This is a genomic window from Arcticibacter svalbardensis MN12-7 (assembly GCF_000403135.1).
GTDB lineage: Bacteria > Bacteroidota > Bacteroidia > Sphingobacteriales > Sphingobacteriaceae > Arcticibacter > Arcticibacter svalbardensis.
This window is the reverse complement of the sequence record NZ_AQPN01000096.1, coordinates 1-17,929: the sequence shown is the minus strand read 5'-3', so window position 1 is coordinate 17,929 and position 17,929 is coordinate 1. Positions and strand designations below refer to the sequence as shown.

Sequence of the window (17,929 nt, the reverse complement as noted above, 5' to 3'; positions counted from 1 at the left end):
ATCCTATAGAATAATAAATATCCTTTTGCCTAACCTACTTTATAATGTTTATCTTAAAAGGATTATTTAATTCCCATCAATTTAACCCTTTATATATTTCAGACAGTAAATCTTTTCTCAACGTTTTCCCCTGCAAGTATTCCAACTTTTTCCCCGATACGCTTTCCCAAAGCTGGATTGTTTCAGCATTTATAAAGTCGTTAAGATTAGCGTTCCAATTTGGCAGATAACCCAGTAATCCCATTTTTTGAACCATTATGAAGTCTGGGTCTGATGGAACAACGTCTTTAAAGTAAATTAAAGTCGCTCCCTGGTTCAAAAGATCATCTTGCAATTTAACCCGATCAATATTTCTTACTTTTAAATGTTCTTCAATAGCTATTGCAGAAGCAATACCAGCAGCCTGACCTAAAGCCATCCAACATGGTTCCATTCTTAATGTGGAAAAACCGATATGACTTCCGGATAAAGGCACAGGAAATATTAGATTATCCACTTCTTTGGATATCATCACTTCGTATGGTACAGTGTATACATCAGAAGGATAACTGATAAAACCATCCAAATGAATTTTACCTTCTTCACGTTTTCTCACAGCATGAGAATCTAGAGCATAATGGCTAGAAGTCACGCTACTGGAGTGAAGCGGAGGGCGCTTACCAGAAATTACAGGTGTTGCATCTTGTGCTGTGAAAAAATATAGCCCTTCCATTCTACGACCTTCTCTGACATATACCTGTCTTGGAAAATTTTCATTATCAACATATTCATCCTTTGCAAGCCCCCACTCGGAAGCTGCCTTACGAAAACTAGCCGGTAAAGCAGAATTATTTTGTGCAAAATAGATTAACCCAAGCGTATAGTTTTTTAAACGTTCAGCAAATTTATCTCTCCAAACCCAACTTAATGTAGGCCATGGCCAGTTTTCTTCAGGTAAATCAGTTGAAATAAAAGCCAAATGCTGGTTATTCGCATCCGTTTTTTGATTAGGTAGAAAAACTCTGTTTGTTATCTTAGCAATACCCCAAGGATCTCCCGGAATTGTTGTAGTATCACCACGCAATAATCGTCTACGATTTTCATCTTGCATTTTCTGAGTTACAAACTGCATTTCAGCTCCAGTGTGTCTCCCACTCCAAACATCATCAACTAACGATTGGTATTCTTTAGCATTATAAGAGGCAGGTCGTGTTACCATTAACCTGTTTGATGGATTATCCGTTAAACAGAGTCTATAATTATAGGCTTGAATAGCATTATCAGCTTGATTTGTAGTACCTTCTCCTTCAGGCCCATCCCAGTATTTATAGACTCTACCAGCTCCAACTTCATTAAACTCATTTTTGCCTTCTCTTCCAACTCTAAAAGGTACATTTGCCGCAGCTGAGAGATCACCCTCATAGGTAGCATCAATAAAGACTTTTCCCTCGTATGTTTCTTTACTGCTATTGTTACGATTAGTCACCAATATCTTTACAATTTTGTTGTTTTGGATTTTCACATTTTTAGGTTCCGCATCAAACTGCCTCATTTTGAGAATCGTTATTTTCTCCTTAAACTCCATAAGCATTTTTCCAAAAACAACTTCTGCTACAGAAGGCTCAAAGTGATATCCGTCACTGCAAAGCTTAACTTGCTCCGAATCCTTACCATACTTATTTACATAATATTGTTTTACATTTTGTGTAAACTCTTTAAAAAGACCAGTTGTAGCACCTCTAGTAGCAATATCAGTCGCTCCCAAGCCATTGGCAGGGAGGCCACCTATATGTTCTGTGCGCTCTAGAATCACAGATGATTTACCCATTCTAGCTGCAGCTATTGCCGCCATGATACCGCCTGGATTTCCTCCAACAATAACGAGATCAAAATGAGTACTATTTATAAAATCCTCTTTTTGGTCAGCGGATTTTAATGTTGAGTTTTGCGCGTTTGATTGCTTAGTTGATAACAAAATAATCAATAATAATATATTGAAAATCCGTATAAAAGTTTTTACTGTTTGCATTGGAAAATATTTATTAGTATTAATAGTTCAAGTTTTTTAATTGGATTATTTATGATTTCACTTTGCCTATTTCCATATTAAAACACCTGCAGGTTTTATATTCTGTTGACCTGAAATAATTGAAGATTTTGTTTTCAAAGGAAGAGTTAATTCGGAAGAAGAATAATTCAACCCTATTTTTAGTCCTCTATAATCACGAACAATAACCCCTTCTGGTAATTCTATAAATGGAATTTTCGCTTGCTGAAATACTTCTTTTAAAACTGCCTTTTCCAAATCTCCTGAATCTGTATCAGGCCCGATATAGGTTACTGAACCTACTCCTGTCTTTTTATGCAGCACTGCTGCTTTACCTTTGTAAAACTGGTCAGCATAGGAAGCCCAAACTTCAGTAAGCGTGTTTGGAGTTAGTATATCTGCCCAATTATTCCATGTGAAGTTTTTCTCTTTATAAGATATCAAACCTTCATATGTAGGCGGCAAATGGTCAAAATACATATCTGTGGCTCCAATAAGATCGTATATTGGGCTAGAGAGCTTTCCTTTCCATAGATGTGCTTCACGGTCTTTTTGAGCGGTACGGCAAGTTATTACTAACTGCCCACCCTGTTCAGCATATTGTTTCCATCTTTCAATCAAGGATTTATCAGTTAGTTGAAAAGCAGTAACAACTAAGGTTGAATATTTTGAAAATTCCACATTCTCATCAATAACATCAACTGACACACCCAGTTCATTTAAAACTTTATAGTATTTCAAATGATGGCTTATGTAACTCCATTCTTCTGTTTGTGGTTGATTATCTGTTTCCCATCGGCTATCCACACTATAAAGTAAACCGACCTTTGCAGGTGTACCCTTATTAACTGGGTGTAATTTCTCTATAGCTTTAATTTCATTCATAGCATCTACGAATTCTCTACCTCCTCTGCTCAGCGAATTACCATCTGTATTAATTATACCTCCATGATATTGTTCGATACCTGATAATGGCTGTCTAAATCTATAAGTACATAAAAACTTATTCCCACCAGACCAAATATCATACATCCAAAGTCTTATTGCGCCAGGCAAGGGTTGTGGGTTATACTTTCCCCAATTTACCTGTCCAGGTTGTAATTCCATTACACCTACATTACCCGTAATGGGACGAATAAAATCATTTCCATAACCAATACTAGTTGGAGAACCTATCCTAAAACCAAGCTTACCTATTCCCATCGATGTTCCTGCAACCATGTATTTAGTATAACTCAAAACATCTAGGAAGCCCATTCTCTGTGGATCTACAGAGGCGCGCTCTTCCGTAATATTTGTTGTAATCCATTGATTAGGAGAAATGTACTGTCGTAAAATCTTCTGCTGAAAATGGATGAAGTCCGCAAGCTCATCGGCTGTAAATCGCTTAAAATCTAATAGGGCATTTGTAATTGGTTTTTGAATAATTTCATTTTGATTTGGAATTCTAATTTGATCAAAATTATTATAGGTATGACTCCAAAACGCATTACCCCAAACAGCATTTAATGTATCAATAGATCCATACTTTTTTTTGAGCCATGTCTTGTAGTTGCTCTGAGCACTAGCGTTATAATCGTATCCCAAGCTATAATGAGATGGCTCATTGTCTATTTGCCACCCCAAAACAGTCGGGTTATTAGCATACCTTTTAGCTAGCTGTTCAACAATTTTTTGGATATATTCCCTGTATTTTACACTAGACCATGAACCCTGCTGCCGAGCACCATGTTGTATGGTTGTTCCTTTGGCATTTACCATTAAAATTTCAGGATATTTATTTGTTAACCACACCGGTGGTGTAGCTGTAGGAGTGCATAAGATAATTTTTAAATTATTCCTTGCAGCAAGAGCTATAGCTTTATCCAGCCATGAATAATCATATTTTCCTTCTTCTGGTTCCATTTTGGACCATGCAAATTCACCAAAATGGGTAAAATCAAAGCCCAAACTTGCAATTTTACTTATATCCTTTTCCCAATCTTCTTCTGGCCATTGCTCAGGATAGTAGTAAACGCCAAAGCGCATAGGATCGCTTTCTTTGAAAAATCGATTCGAAGTTTGCGACCAGCTATTATTAAAATGACATAAAAGCCCAATAACCATAATGGCTATTACATTGATATGTATTCTTCTGTAATTCATAGTAATTTTAATAATCTATTTTTGATAAAATCCAAAAAATGGTTCGTTTACTTATTTTATTAATACAATATATCCCTTACCAACTCTACCAATTTTTTAACTACTATTGTTAAACATTTTTAAGAGAATTCCCTATTCGACCCTCAGAACTTTTAAACCATAAGCGGGTAATGATACGTCTATATTTAGGCTATTTCCAATTGATTCTATGCCCTTACCTTCAGGGCTTAGCCACATCAAATTATTTACTTTTTTTGTGGATATTATTTTCTCAACGTCCAAATCGATTGTTGTTTTCAAAGGCTCAGAACTGTCATTAAGTAAAATAAAGTAAATCGCCTTAGAGTCAGTACTTACAGCCCCAATATAATCTAAATAAGGACTTTTACTTTTAAGCATTCCTTCTTTTAAAACTAACTTTGCCTGTCTGCCATAGACACTGCCAGGTGCAAATCCATAAGCTTCGTGAGGACCTACCTTAGGCGTCATAAATCCACGAGGAAAAGTAATTTTTCCGTTGGAATGCATTTCTACTTCAGACAAGAGATAATCCGTAATCCAGCCAATCTGCCACCAAGCGTGGTGAGGATATTCTCCAGGCCCTGCATTCATCGCTTTCCAATAATAAGATGCAACTTTTGTTTTATCGTCAACAAAAGCATCTCTTCCTAGCACTGCTGCTCTGGCCATATTTAAGTATATGGAATCTTTAGTCAACTGATAAATTCGAACAAATAATCCTGCATGGCTGGCTAACAATATAGGGCCTAAAGTATTGGCACTACCAACAGCTCCACCGTGTTCGAAACTAAGCCCAACCTGACTTATTTCCCAATCTTCACGTTTCACGCCGTTTACAGTTTTTATTTCGCGGTTTGGGATAGGATGCGTATAAATAGATGTGGTATAAAACTGCGCAGCCTTAATTGCTGCATCCTGATAAGTTTTATCTTTTGTTACATCATACAAATCAAGTAAAGCCTGTGCGCTCTGTACAGTTGCAAAATCAGGAACAAAACGAGTATCTCCACAAACACCTAAAAAGTGTCCTTTGTTAATAGCATTCTTGATGTACCAATCTGCTCCTTTGCGAGCGCCAATAAGGTATTTCTCATCCTTCAAAATCCTGTAAGCTACGACTAAACCATAAAATGTAGGTCTTAAATCTTCCAATTCTGTAAAAAGTGGTTTAGTAGTTTCTCTGTCATAAGCTACTTGCCATTTACCTTCATTATTTTGCCATTCCAAAAGTTTATCAGCACCAGCGATAAAGCGAGATTTCAATACAGAATCTTCTGGATCAAAGAGTAATATGTTCCCTATATCTATCAAATTATAATAAGTCAAACCAATTGGCTCAACATACGGTCCGTATTCTTCAGTGAACTTTTTGCTTTTGGATAAATAATACTGCCCAATCACCGCTCCTTTAAAAAAACCATCTGATATTTGTTGCTGTTCCAACTTAAAATTTCTGGCGTAAGGCAACCTTGTTGTTTTTAAAATCGAATCATCCATTACTGTTGCAAGCATCCACATTGCACCATAATCAGAATTTTTCATGGCATCTTTAACGGAGCCAACAACTCCGCCTAGGTAAGCCTGAGCACCAATAGTAGTTGAGTTGAATTGCTCTGTTCGCCACATGGATGTAGTATCGTTTACCACATACTTATGCATTGCTAATACACGATCTGTAAGCGATTGAGCTGCTTTCTTTAATTTTAGGAAATCAGCAAATTTATAAATATCCTGAGAAGCATGCTTGGTAGCTGTAAACCAATCACCAGTGGTTATTGAATACCGAAATTTGAAAACTCTCGTTTCTCCAGCTTTTAAATACGAACCTTTCTCTCCCAATACCGGATGGTAAATTGTAGGCGTAATTTTATGCTTTCTATTCATTAATGACATGCCTAGTTCCCAATCGCTATGTGTATTTTGATCTCCTGTCCAAGGGTTGCGCCCTGTACCAGGTTCTGGAATTACGGCTATTGTAATCCCATCTTTATTTGTAACACAGGGAGAAAGTGTACTTGCAGTACGCTCTCTAACCAATAAAGGCCGATCAGGTATTCCCTGTCCATAAACAAATGCTTTAACAAAATCTTTTTCTATGGTAGCTCCTTGAAAATGCCCAGGTATAACACCCCAACTAAGTTGATCTTCCGATACTGTAGTTATTGCTGGACTTGCTATGGAATAATATCCATCAGCTTTAGCTGTTAGCGATATTACTACATTAATATCAGACGAATAATTCTTATCCATTGACCATGCAGATTGAATCACAGATTTAGAAGTTTCCGAAGAAAAAACCAAGGTTCCGTCTGAATCCATTTTAGCTTTTTTAGGATAAAAGTAGTCTGGCTCTCCAGCTTCATTCATCTGAACAGGACTGGTAATCTCTTTCCAAACACCGGTTACAAATTTATACACTGGTTCAGGAAAATCAATTTTACTTCCAGCTGTATCATAAATAGGCAAGGGAGCTGTATCGGGCTTTGTAGCATTATAAAGCACCAAATACTCGGCATCAGAAGAGGTCAAAGTTTTCCACTCACCGTCCACCTTAATTTTTAGTTTAGATAATTTCCAACCTTTATTGTCTTTAGACCAAGTAAGGTTAAGGATAGAATTTTTAAGAGTAAAAACTTCAGGCTTTGTATTTTTATATTTCCATCCAGAAAACAAAAACATGACCATACCTAACAATAACACTTTTCCGAAAGAACTCACCATATTTTTTAAAGTTTTAAGGCGTCACCGTAATTGTAAGCGTTTTAGCAAGTTCTTTACTGCCGTTTAATGTAGTATTGGCTCCCACGAAAGTTGCTTTATAAATCCCAGGCTTAGTGTATTTGTAGTTGTACTCAGTAAGTTTTGTAGTGATATTTTTGAGAGGTACACCAAATTCATAAGCATCTATTTTAGCCATAAGGTCAATGCTATTACTTACCACCCAGTCTTCATTGTCGGGTTCATTCCTTGCTCCTGCATCAATTCTCAAGGTTGTTGTAACTATCCATTTTGCATTTTGATTTTTCACATCAAAAACAGACCATTGAAGGCTTCCTAATGTTTGAAGCGTAGTTGTATTCCCACTTAAAAAAGTGGTGTATAAATTGAATTGGCCGATAGTCCAAACTGGCGGCAAGGTGGTGGAACTAGAAGGACCATCAAATTTAAACGCAAACCTAACTGGCTTATTTGGCACAACTAAGTCCGATAAATCAATCTTTCCAGAAGATGATAATAATGCAATTACAGCAAAATTTGCTCTATCGCTTATGTCAATCCAGTTAATAGACCCAATATTTTGTGATGAAAGATCTGTTAAATCTGAACTCATCAATAATTTAATGCTACCTGGACCAACTCTTGTTGCTGAATAAAACTCTAATGAAGGCGAGCCATATTGAGCCACAGCTTTTCCAATACTGTCATAACGAAAACCTTCCATCCCAGAATAGAATGTAATATTATCCGGATCACCAGAAAACTTAAATGAGACTTCGTCTCCTACTTTGACGGTTGTAGTTTTTGTACTCACCTTAAAATCTGGGGAGGAAACCTTATCCTTAGAGCAACTTGCCAACAATGCAACTGACAGCAAACTAGTAACGTACAATTTAAAATACATAGTGATTGATTTTATTACTGATTAAATTTTATAAAACTTTTCTTTGTTTTGTCGTGGAGTAACTTCAACTGTCTGTTCCAATTGGTAAAGTTGGGTTCCAGCTAGTAAAAATGCTCCTACCCCATATACCTCTGTGCTTTCGTAACCAACAGTACCTGGTTTTTCATTAACCTCTTGAACGTAACCCAATTTCCCATCAGAATGTACTGCACTAGCCAATGCCTTCCAAGCTTTTTCTACTGTAGGGTAGTAATCTTTCTTTTTTATAAGTCCATTGTTGATTCCCCATGTTATACCGTAACATATCAATGCAGTACCGCTGGTCTCTTTTGAAGGATAGGCTTCCTGATCAAGTAAAGATGTATGCCATGTACCATCCTCATGCTGAATTGCAACAAGCTTTTTAGCTATTTCTTTATAAAGCTTTATATACTTAGATTTTGACGGATAGTTTTCTGGCATATTCTCCAACATCCGCACTAAACCTGCCAATACCCATCCGTTGCCTCTAGCCCAAAATACTTTTTCTCCATTTTTCTCAAGTTGCCCAAAGAAGCGACTATCACGATAAAAAAGATGTTCATCCCTATTATAAAGATAGGCTGTAGTTTTCCACCAAAGCTTATCTGCTAAATCAAGATATTGCTTATTGCCTGTAGCCGTTGACAAATAGGCAAATGCTGGTGGCCCCATAAACAAAGCATCACACCATGCCCACTCCCTTAACTGTATTTTATTTTTCCACTCTAAAGACTCATTTAAGGGTAGATTAGCTATACTATCTACCTGAAATTTAAAGTTTTCAATAATTTTTGGATCAGGATAATTTAGATACAATTGTGAATAAAGCTGACCTACGCAATAATCATCTGCAAACGTCCTGTTTAAACCAGTTCTCCAGTTTATACTATTTCCTATATCATACATAGATGATATATATTTAGGACTTCGGGCTATTTTGCTAAATTCCATAAAACCAGTATAGCACACAGCATTTGTCCAGTTCCATTTATCACGTTTTATTCCACCTTCTTTCCAGTTATTCAACTGCCAATTGGCCACTTTTTCCACAAGCTGATATACAGAGTCTGCTTTATGATTTGCTTTCACTATACTAGAGCTTATACACCCTAGTACTAAAAAAGCCAAAGGCAATTTCCTTATTAACCTAAATTTTTGAAATACCTTCCTCACTATATGATATGGAGATGTTCTAAATATAAAAAACAACATATTTATAATTAATTTCATAGCTACTAATTAACAGGCTTAATGGTCATCAAAAGTCCTCCTGTGGGTAACAGTTCATTCACAGATTTTGAGCTTTTGTCTAAAACGGCTGTTCGCTCATGCAAAGACTCATTTGTATTATCCGTAACGTACGTGGCCGAGTAATTAATTCCCTTTTTCAAAAAGGAGAGTGCTAAATTATAGGTATATTTTTCATCAGTTCCGTTTATAACTGCCACATACCAAACATCACCTTTTCTTCTTGCTATAGCCGCCAAAACCCCAATTTTACTATCGGGCAAAACAATTGTTTCGTCCCATGTAACCGGAAGATTCTTTAACATTTTAACAGCTATCTCTAGCTTAGCTTCAGATAGGTATTCAGGATTATCTGCCAAACATTGGAATGAGGATTCTAACAGATAAAACATAGCCAATTGATGAGCGTAGGTAGTGTTTGCTCTATTGCTGAACAATCCGGGGGTATAATCTCCGTGTCCTGTTACAAATCTAGTAAAGGGCAAAGCTGCATTATGAGAAGCCGGAATAGGTTCGTTCATTATATTTAACTCCATGCCACGCACACCTTCTCTTGTCAATTCATTTGGATAAGTTCGGCTTTCGCCAGTTGAAGTATGGCAACCATGAAAATTCACCATTAACTCTCTTTTCGCACAAGCCTTTAAAAACCCTATTTCAAAATCAATTAGTTCTTTGGCTTCACTATTCATGAAATCTGTTTTAACGCCAACTGCGCCCTCAGCCTTTACACTATCCAGAAAAGCGTCTCTAACAGATGGTTTTCTAAGATCTCTTGAATGCTTCCAAATCCATACACCAACATTTCTATCAGCGCCATATTTGCAAAGTTCTTGAAGCTGAACCCATTTATTGTTCCATTTACTTTCCCACCCTTCATCAATCATGGTATATTCAAATCCTAATTCATGGGCATCATCAATAAATCGCTTTTCGGAATCTGGCAACATGTAGTTCTTCTGGGTGTGTTGGGTGAGCCAACTCCAAACTGACCTTCCTGGCTTAATATATTCTGTGTCAGCATATAATTTAAGGTCTGGCGATGGGTTTAGATTAGTAATAATATCCGTATTCACTAAAGCATTCAGGTCCTTTGCATAACCGACAACACGCCATGGTGTAATTACATCTCCATTAATGGTAAATCCATTTTCCTCTTCTGTGAAATTCACTTTAAGCTCTCGTTTGCCCAATGCTTTAAATCTCATCCCACTGTAGTTATACAGCGCCGCTTCTGTGAGCATTACGTAACCACCATCCTCAAGCTCCACAATTAACGGCTTGCCTTGAATTGGACCTTGAATTGATATAATTGGCAAACTATCTATTGCTGTACGTTGCCATACACCTGCATACGAACGTAATTTCCAGACACTATTGCGTTCAAAATACCACACTTTAGTTTTAGGAGTTAATGTAAAAGTTGTTAATTCTTCGCGGATTCGAGATGGCTTTGCAACTGTCTTTACCAAATATCTGAAAGCACAACCGTCATCAAATAATTTAAACTCAATGTCGTACTTTAAAGCTCCTTCTGTAATTTCGAAGGTATAAACCGTACATTTATTCGAAGCTTCTGATTTCTTGCCTCTTAGCGAGTATTTTTCATCTATGGTTGTTTTACTTATGAGCTTGATATGATTGACTGCTTTCCCAAAAATTTTGTCATTTATAATTATCCCTAATGCAGATGGTTCAATCAATTCTATTTTTTCTGCTTTTACACAATATTTAAGACCACCTTTTCCCGCATATAGCTTAGCACTAACAATTCCGTTAGGACTATGCATAGAAAATTTCTCCTTCGCAGTTGAAAGGTTAACTTCTAAAAAGACAATTAAAAATAAAAAACAGTATCTCATATCAAACAGGTTACCAACCTAAATTTTGCTTGGCTAAATTATTTATTGAGAGTTCATTAGCTGGTATTGGAAAAAACACATTTCTTGAAGTAACATTGGCTCCCGTTGCTGCTGCGTATTTATAGGCTGTAGGAGCGTTAGCTGAAATTTCTGTATTAAGCGATTGCATATTTGTCACATAATCACCCCAACGTTTTAAATCATGAGCTCTAGCTCCTTCAAATGCAAGTTCACGAGCTCGCTCTTCTTTAAGGGCTTTAATGAAATCGCCCGGGCCTAAATTAGCTAGATCAATAACTGATGTTGCTATTGTAGCCGTTCCTTGCGCTCTTGCACCAGCATAAGTAAATACCGCTCCTGTTGTAGCTTGCGTTGTTGAACCTGAAGTATTTGTTGGTGCTGTAGAAGTTGACCTGCCAGCAACGGTTATGGTATATAAATTATTACCATTATAAACCTGTGTCCCTGTAGTATAGGTAGTATTTGATGCCCACGCGTTACCAATAATTACAGTAGGAATTGATGTATATCCCTTACCCCCATATTGTAAAGTAATACTGCTGACTTTACCATTGGTTCCTACAAGGGCAATACCAGATGCATCAAGTCCGTTACCTCCTGAGAAAGTAACTGGTAGTTCTCCCACAGAAGATAGATATCCAGTATTACCTGTCCCTGATAAAGTGATTTTATCAACTACAGAAGTAGAAGTAATTGGAGTATTAGGATCAAAGCCGAAAGCCCTTCTTCTTACTTGGTTTATAGCATCATATGCGCCATCTGGACCATTTGTATAATATTCTGCTTCAGCATACATTAACAAAACATCGGCATAACGTAAAACCGGAAAATTTGTAGAGTTAAAGTTTTGATTACGAGGTTCTGGCTCATATTTCCTTCTCCATTTACCAATTTGTCGGTCATAAATAGTGCTACTGGTAACAGGTTTTTCAACAGCAACACGGTCACCAGATGCAGCACTATACCTTACATTTGATATTGACCAATCACGACGAAGGTCTCCGGGTGTATAAAAATCATATAATCTTTTCGTGGTATTGATTTCTCCGTAAGAAAAACCTGGGTAATCAATGGATAAACTTAAAATCCCATTAACTATCCCCAACTTTCCGGCAGACTGTACAATACCTGTATTATTTCCAGAGAACTCAATTTCCCAAATACATTCTTTAGTGTCGTATATATTCTTTGAATGATTAATAAATATTTGTTGATAACTAGGATTAAGAGTATGCAAGCCCGAGTTTATAACCAAAAGAGCGTAATCTCTTGCATCGGCATATTTTGTAGCATCATTTAAAGGACTACCAGCCATTGTTAAAAAGACTTTAGCCAAAATACCTTGTACCGCAGTTTTAGTAACATGCCCATTATAAGTGTATGCAGAAATTGGAGCTACCAAAGTTTCCGCTTCCTTCATATCCTTCACAATTTGTGTATAAACATCACTAATAGAAGAGCGAATAATAGACGTATTTAATGGTGATTTAGTAGTACTTAACCTTAATGGAACTTCCCCAAAGTGATCAACCAACAAGAAATGGAAATAAGCTCTCAAAAATAAGGCCTCTCCTTTTATGATTTTGCGTTTATCTTCATTCATTACTGGTTTATTTATATTTTCCAGCAAAAGATTTGAACGTTCAATTCCCTGATAACAGGCGGTCCAGAATTGGCTGATAAACGCAGTTGAAGCATCAATGGTTAGTACTTGTGGACCAGTTGTTCGGTTTACATAAAAGAACTCGTCACTAATTGAATTTAATGTAAATTGGTATGAGCCATATATTGGCCCCGTAGCAAGCATTCTATACACACCAGATAAAGCAGTATTTAATTCACCTTCGTTATTATAATAGTCTTCTGGCGAGACAAAATCCGACGGTTTTGTATTCAACACATCATTGCAGGCACTCATACCAAATAATGCAAAAATTAATATAGTGATTTTTAAAATATTCTTCATCGTGATTAAAAATTAAGATTTAAACCAAAAGTAAATGTCTTAGCTGATGGATAAGCAGACCAATCAAAGCCCGGTGTTAGTGCACTTGCCCTAACAGAAACATCGGGATCTATACCGCTATAATTTGTCCAAGTAGCTATATTTTGCATAGAAGCATAAATTCTAAGTCTGCTCATTTTTAGCCTTTTACTAAGCTTATCTGGAATAATATACCCCAAGGCCACGGTTTTAAGTCTTAAATAAGAGCCATCTTCAACAATTTTAGATGAATACACACTTGGACCTTGCCCCCTAGCTCTGAAATACTCATTACTTGGGTTTGTAGGTGTCCATCTATCTTGAAAAGTTGCAAATTGGTTTAAACTGGTTCTGGCACTTCCACCTTCAAATTCTAAACGGTTGGCATTTAATATTTCGTTGCCGTATGACCATTGTAAAAAAACATTTAAATCGAATCCTTTATAAGTGAAATTATTTGAAAAACCACCAATATGTATTGGATTTGGGTCTCCAATTATCGTTCGATCATCTGAATTTACGAGGCCATCTCCATTGATATCTTTATATTTAATATCACCTGGTTGAATTGTACTAGCGGCAGCCCCATTGTTCGGAATCCCATCTTTTAACTGATAGCCCCCAGAAGAAGTGTTATTAAAATCTTCATATTGGTAGATTCCATCAAAAATAAATCCATAAAACAGTGCTACGGACTTACCCGGTTTTGCTATATAAGGAGTAGTGTTATTATAGTTTGAACTCCATCCTACGCTGGTAAGAAGTGCAGCTTGATCTTCATTTAAGGAAACTACACGATTTTTATTAAACGATATATTAAAATTTGAAGTCCATGAGAAATCCTTCTTTTTTATATTAACTGTGTTTAACGTAAGCTCCACTCCCTCGTTGGAAATTTCACCTATATTCTTAAAAGCATTGCTGTAACCCGAAGAGGGATTAAGAGAGGCATTTAGCAAAAGATCTGTAGTGTTCTTTTTATAAACGTCAGCTGTTAAGTTAATTTTACCATTAAGAAAAGAAAGATCAAAGCCAGCATTCAACATGTTACTACTTTCCCATTTAATATCATAATTACCCAAAGCTTGAGGATAGGTAGCTGGAATGGCACCATTATTAAATCCATAACCATAGCCACTTACAAACAAGCTGCTTCGATAAGCGAAATCCGAAACTCTATTATTACCGGTACTTCCGTATCCAATTCTTAATTTGGCATCTTCAATAATTTTCAAATATGGCTTAAAGAAATTTTCTTTAGATATCCTCCAAGCAAATGACGTTGAAGGAAAATAAGCCCATTTATTACCTTTAGAAAACTTAGATGAACCATCGCCTCTGAAAGATGCCGTTAGATAATACTTAAAGTTATAATTATAGCTAATTCTAGTTAAATAAGATTCAAGTCCGTTTAATGTAGATGAAGCTCTAATCCTATCTGGAACACCTTCATCTAAACCAGAGTTACCTAAATCAGCATTAGGAACTTGATTAGCAGAGAATCCATCTACAGCGGCTTTATATTTCTGGAAAGTATATCCTGCCAAAAGATTTAAACTGTGTTTTTTTATTGTTTTTTTATAAGTGATGGTATTTTCATTCAGAAAATTAAGAGATTCACTGTGGACAAAAGAGCCATTCATTCCGTTCGCTCCCTGAGGTGTGGATGGGCTTCCATCTCTTGTATTGGTATTGTTAAATATCTCTTGTTTGTACCATCCCTTTGTGATACCCATTGTAGACCGTAATGTTAAATTTTTAGAGAATTTATATTCTGCATAGGCATTTCCTAATAAAGAATTATTAAAGGCCAGATTATATTCATTTTTTAAAGAAAGTACAGGATTGAATCTATAATCGCTTGCAGCATTCACATCAGGATCTGTGGGATCCTCGAGAAGGATATCCTCGTTTTCTTCACTTCCACCAGCTACAGGCCTATATCCCCAAATGCTATACATCACATTTAAAGTTGAGCTCCCATTGTCTCCAGATGAATTAGCTACCGCACCAAACTTCTCTGTACTCGCCATATTAAGATTAACTCCAACTTTAAGGTTCTTGTTAACCGTTTGATCCAATACGATTCTGCCTTGGTAACGTTTGAAACCACTATTTAATAAAAGTCCCTTCTGGTCAAAATACGATCCGGAAACCACATATTTAGTATTTTTATCTCCGCCACTTAAAGATAGCGAATGGCTCTGTAGTTTCCCCATTTGCATTGCCTCATCTTGCCAATCTATTCCTTGAACATCTTTATAAGCATCCAATGTTTTACCTATATCAGTTGTGTATCTTGTTGTCGCCGGGTTTAATTCTATTTGGTATTTCACAAACTCATAGGCGTTCATCAGCTCATAACGCTTTACCTCGTTTTGAAAACCCGTATAGAAATCATACGAAATTTTAGGAAGTCCAGCTGCCCCCTTTTTTGTAGTGACAATAATAACTCCATTACCCCCTCTTGAACCATATATAGCTGTAGCAGAAGCATCTTTTAACACTTCAATAGATTCAATATCAGCCGGATTAAGTAAGTTGTTATTAAAATCCTCAACGGGAAACCCATCAATTACATAAAGTGGTGAAGTTTCTTGAGTTAATGAACTTACCCCTCTTATTATAATGTTTAGGGGAGATCCTGGTTGACCATCTGCAGCGTTGACCTGTACACCTGCCACTCTTCCTGCCAAGGCCTCTTCCACTGAAGAGACAGATGCTTTTTTAAAATCTTCAACGTTAACTGATCCTATAGCGCCAGTTAAGTCAGAGCGTTTTTCTGACCCATAACCTATAACAACAACCTGGTCTAAAATTGTTTGATTATTTGCCAAAATAACTGTAATCTGCTTTTTTCCTTGAATGGAGATTTCTTGGGAAATAAAACCTACAAAACGTATTTGCAACACATCTAGAGGCGAAGTGGTCGTTATGGTAAAATTACCATCAACATCCGCTATTGCATTAATAGGCTTATTTTTAACAGAAACAGTTGCACCTGGCAAAGGCAACAAGTCATTTTCTGCCACAATCTTCCCTTTAATCACTGTTTTTTGTGCATATATCACACCTGGAACGCCCAAATAAATCAGCAAGCAAAAACAACGTAAAATCCTATTCATAATTATTTCGTTTAATTGGTTTGGTTTGGTTTGGTTTACTAAATCAAATATAGGAATTAAAATCATTATCTAATAATCTTTTATTTTTTTGATACTTTTAATTAAAATGAGTTAATTATACTCAAATTTGCGTCATTAATACTGTTTTATAACACCATTTCAATCCATTTAAAATGCCTATAATAAAATTTAAAAAGAACAATAGCGAAACGCATAGGATGAAATATCTGCAATTAGCGGATTATATTACAAAACTAATTGAGACGAATAAACTTAAAATCAACGACCGACTGCCTTCATTAAACCAATTAATTGAAACGCTAACTATCAGTAAGGAGACTGCTTTAAAAGGTTTAAATTATCTTTCAGAAAAAGGCATTATTGAATCAGAATATCGAAAAGGCTATTATGTAAAGAAGAAAACACAGCATTCTCCCTATCGTATCTGTCTCATTTTGGATAAGATGAATATTTTAAGAGACAGGGTGTACCAGTCTTTTTTAGAAACTATAAAAGATAATGGTGAAGTGGATGTATATTTTCATCATCATAATTTTAAAGTTTTTGAAAAACTTATTGAAGAAAATTTAAATAATTACACTCATTTTGTGATTGTCACTTTTTTCAGAGAAGACCCTTCCGTAATACTTAACCAAATTCCTCCAAGAAAACGCATCATTTTAGATTTCGAGGAAAAGCATTTAAGTGGTGATTATACTTGTATTTATCAGGATTATAGATCAGATATAATTGATTCTCTAACACAACTTTTACCACAATTAGAAAAATACAAAAGATTGGTTTTAATAGCTCCTCTCGAAGCTTTTCATTCACAAGCTATAATCGAAGGATTCGAAACATTTGTCAAGAACACCTCGAAAAAGCATAAAATTCTCCATTCACTCGACGAGAAAAACTCAAAAAAAGGGGATGCTTATATAACATTCAGCAGGTACGATCAAGATGATGTTGCAGTTATAAAGATTGCAAAAAAAAATAATTGGATACTCGGCAAGGATATAGGCTTAATATCCTATAACGACACCGCTGTAAAAGAAGTTCTTGAAAACGGAATAACCGTAATTAGTACTGATTTTAAGAAAATGGGAGAAGAGGCAGCAAAAGCTATCCTTAAAAAGGAAATTGTTAAGATGAGGGATTACGCAACGGTTATCATAAGAAATTCATTATAAACGACATTATAACATTTGCTTTCCTAGTTCTTCATTTCAGGAAAGAAAAAAGCTTAAAACTCCATTTTGATAAAATGGGATTAACTATAACTCAGCCTGTACAAATTTATAGTTTTTTTTAGACGAGAATGAATACGTCTTTTATTTGGCTTGTTTGCTTAAAATATTTATATATAAAAAAAGCTATCTCGTTTTCTTCAAGATAGCTTTTTTCACTTCCAACAGTTATTATTATACTTTAAACTTTTTTCGAGTAATTTGTATGCATGTGGGCTACGCCCTCACCAATTCTCATTGATTAGATCTGTGTATTCTTCCAGCGGTGAGGCATGAGGTCGCTATATTTCCCGTCATATTCAGAGTCATTGATTTTATAAAGCACATCAGCTATCCAGTTCTGAGGATCTACACCATGTTTTTTACAGGTAGCAAACAGCGAATATACCATAGCCGCATTTTGGGCAGTATCATGGGTTACGCTAAATAAGTGGTTACGCCGGCCCAATTTATGTAAAGCTTTACATAAATTGGGTTATGCAAAACTGAGGGGTATGTAAAGTAAAGGGTAAAATCCAATCTTAGGCTTTGTTTTGAAGTAAAGCACTTTACATAATTATAGCTGTTGTAACGAAGACCGCAATACAGCGATCATTAAAGCAAT

The 17,929-nt window shown here is 36.0% G+C and carries 10 protein-coding genes; 1 reads left to right on the top strand and 9 read right to left on the bottom strand.

The window, feature by feature from the left end; genetic code table 11:
* Nucleotides 1-76: 76 nt before the first annotated feature.
* From ADIARSV_RS12415 to ADIARSV_RS12380, 8 genes are all read right to left on the bottom strand, one after another.
* Entirely contained in the window at nucleotides 77-2,008 is a 1,932-nt protein-coding gene (locus tag ADIARSV_RS12415) for an FAD-dependent oxidoreductase (protein WP_016195885.1), read from the bottom strand.
* Nucleotides 2,009-2,074: 66 nt separating this feature from the next.
* A complete protein-coding gene (locus ADIARSV_RS12410) occupies nucleotides 2,075-4,171 on the bottom strand; it encodes a beta-galactosidase (RefSeq protein ID WP_016195884.1) in 2,097 nt (698 codons plus the stop codon).
* A 132-nt stretch (nucleotides 4,172-4,303) separates the two neighbouring features.
* Entirely contained in the window at nucleotides 4,304-6,913 is a 2,610-nt protein-coding gene (locus tag ADIARSV_RS12405; protein WP_016195883.1) for a glycerophosphoryl diester phosphodiesterase, read from the bottom strand.
* A 13-nt stretch (nucleotides 6,914-6,926) separates the two neighbouring features.
* Nucleotides 6,927-7,814, bottom strand: a complete 888-nt coding sequence (locus ADIARSV_RS12400; RefSeq protein WP_016195882.1) for a DUF5017 domain-containing protein — start codon at nucleotides 7,812-7,814, stop codon at nucleotides 6,927-6,929.
* A gap of 21 nt (nucleotides 7,815-7,835) precedes the next feature.
* Nucleotides 7,836-8,924 carry a glycoside hydrolase family 88/105 protein gene (locus ADIARSV_RS12395; protein ID WP_016195881.1) on the bottom strand — a complete coding sequence of 363 codons (1,089 nt, stop codon included), beginning with the start codon at nucleotides 8,922-8,924 and terminating at the stop codon, nucleotides 7,836-7,838.
* A gap of 146 nt (nucleotides 8,925-9,070) precedes the next feature.
* A complete protein-coding gene (locus ADIARSV_RS12390) occupies nucleotides 9,071-10,945 on the bottom strand; it encodes a glycoside hydrolase family 97 protein (protein WP_052017016.1) in 1,875 nt (624 codons plus the stop codon).
* A 10-nt stretch (nucleotides 10,946-10,955) separates the two neighbouring features.
* The gene (locus ADIARSV_RS12385) at nucleotides 10,956-12,932 is read right to left on the bottom strand and encodes a RagB/SusD family nutrient uptake outer membrane protein (protein WP_016195879.1); all 1,977 of its coding nucleotides are present in this window, start codon (nucleotides 12,930-12,932) and stop codon (nucleotides 10,956-10,958) included.
* Between the two features lie 5 nt (nucleotides 12,933-12,937).
* Entirely contained in the window at nucleotides 12,938-16,075 is a 3,138-nt protein-coding gene (locus tag ADIARSV_RS12380) for a SusC/RagA family TonB-linked outer membrane protein (protein ID WP_152439866.1), read from the bottom strand.
* A 173-nt stretch (nucleotides 16,076-16,248) separates the two neighbouring features.
* Here ADIARSV_RS12380 and ADIARSV_RS12375 point away from each other — a divergent pair, with 173 nt between their 5' ends.
* Nucleotides 16,249-17,268: a GntR family transcriptional regulator gene (locus ADIARSV_RS12375; RefSeq protein ID WP_016195877.1), complete on the top strand. Its 1,020-nt coding sequence runs from the start codon at nucleotides 16,249-16,251 to the stop codon at nucleotides 17,266-17,268.
* 298 nt (nucleotides 17,269-17,566) lie between these two features.
* On the opposite strand, the gene ADIARSV_RS12370 is transcribed toward ADIARSV_RS12375, so the two are convergent.
* A complete protein-coding gene (locus tag ADIARSV_RS12370) occupies nucleotides 17,567-17,716 on the bottom strand; it encodes a transposase domain-containing protein (RefSeq protein ID WP_152439865.1) in 150 nt (49 codons plus the stop codon).
* Nucleotides 17,717-17,929: the final 213 nt, after the last annotated feature.